The sequence below is a fragment of the Methyloceanibacter marginalis genome (assembly GCF_001723295.1).
GTDB classification, from domain to species: Bacteria; Pseudomonadota; Alphaproteobacteria; order Rhizobiales; family Methyloligellaceae; genus Methyloceanibacter; species Methyloceanibacter marginalis.
This window is the reverse complement of record NZ_LPWD01000299.1, coordinates 1-1,193: the sequence shown is the minus strand read 5'-3', so window position 1 is coordinate 1,193 and position 1,193 is coordinate 1. Positions and strand designations below refer to the sequence as shown.

Below are 1,193 nucleotides of genomic sequence, written 5' to 3'. Positions count from 1 at the left end.
AGCGCGCAGCGCGGCTGGGCAGGCCAGGGCCTGGACGCGGACACAAGCCGGGCGCGTGGGCGCTTGGGCCGGGGCCCAGCCTTGGGCTAAGACGGAAAGCTGGGCACGGGCGAAGGCAAGGGCTGAAGCATGGACACGAACGAGGGATATCGATCTTAGTCAGATGATGATTATCGCGGGGGCTGTGTTGCTGGTGTGTGGCGGGCTGCTGGTTGGCGGCGGCCTTCTCATGCGCGCGGGCGCCCGCACCACGACGGTTGCGGATCTCGCGCCCGAGGAGACGTTCTCCGGCATTACCTGGACCTTCAACGAGCCCGAACTTCCCTTGCCCGAGCGCGCCGTGTTCACCTTGTCGGGCACGCCGGAGTCGTTCCGCATCAACGGACTGTCCGTGAGCGGCGTGAACAATTCCGATCAGCCATTGACCGGTCTCCAAGGCGTGCTGAAGCCGGACGTGCAGCGGCCGGACCTCAAGCTCTCGCTCCAGGTGGACAAGAAGCAGACGCCCTCCGGTGAGGGTGCGGCCCCGCAGACAGCCGTCGTCGCGCCGGGCACGGTGCCTGCCCACACCCCGTTCCGTCTCGTGTTTCCGTTCCCGGCGGAGGCCATGGGCGGGGAGGACGGCATCACGGTGGACGAGTTCTTCGATTCCTACGGCGGGCTGCTGCTCAAGCTGCGCTACGAAATCGAGGGCGTGGAGAAATCGGTCATCCAGTATCTCGGGCCTGACCTGCTCAAAGACCAGCTCGACGAAGTGTCGGCGCCGGTTGCTGGCGGCTAAAGCCCGTCTGGCGAGGAACGGCACGGGCTGCAAAGCGTTGAATCCCCTGAAAGGATTAGCGCCATGAGCAAGAAAACCCCGAAGCGCAGGAATGTCGCGGAAGCCAACGAGGCGGTCAGCCGGCCCGAGGCGCCCGAGACACAACGGGGAAACCGCGCCGCGCGTCTTCTCAGGGTGGATACCCTCCCGAAGGGTGGCGCCATGATCACCGAAAATACCGATCCGGCGGAAGGCTCCGAGACGGAAGTTGCGCTGAAGCGCGCCGCCCGGCGCAAATCGTAGCCGGCTCTCCTAATTGCAGTTGATGATGCGCGAGCCGCAGTTCCGCATCCGCAAGCACACATTGTACTGATAGCAGCAGGCGGTGGTGCAGCCGGCAATGTCGGCGTTCACGTCGAGCGCCCTGGCGGAG

At 65.5% G+C, this 1,193-nt stretch carries 2 protein-coding genes; both read left to right on the top strand.

What is annotated here, in order from left to right; translation table 11 throughout:
• The first annotated feature begins 163 nt into the window (after positions 1-163).
• The gene (locus AUC71_RS11225) at positions 164-781 is read left to right on the top strand and encodes a hypothetical protein (protein ID WP_069624335.1); all 618 of its coding nucleotides are present in this window, start codon (positions 164-166) and stop codon (positions 779-781) included.
• Positions 782-844: 63 nt separating this feature from the next.
• Complete coding sequence (locus AUC71_RS11220; RefSeq protein ID WP_069624334.1) at positions 845-1,063, top strand: hypothetical protein; 219 nt, start codon at positions 845-847, stop codon at positions 1,061-1,063.
• Positions 1,064-1,193: the final 130 nt, after the last annotated feature.

Excerpts from the sequence above, each read along its gene's own strand:
- AUC71_RS11225 (WP_069624335.1), top strand. The coding sequence starts at position 164 with ATGATGATTATCGCGGGGGCTGTGTTGCTGGTGTGTGGCGGGCTGCTG.
- AUC71_RS11220 (WP_069624334.1), top strand. The coding sequence starts at position 845 with ATGAGCAAGAAAACCCCGAAGCGCAGGAATGTCGCGGAAGCCAACGAG.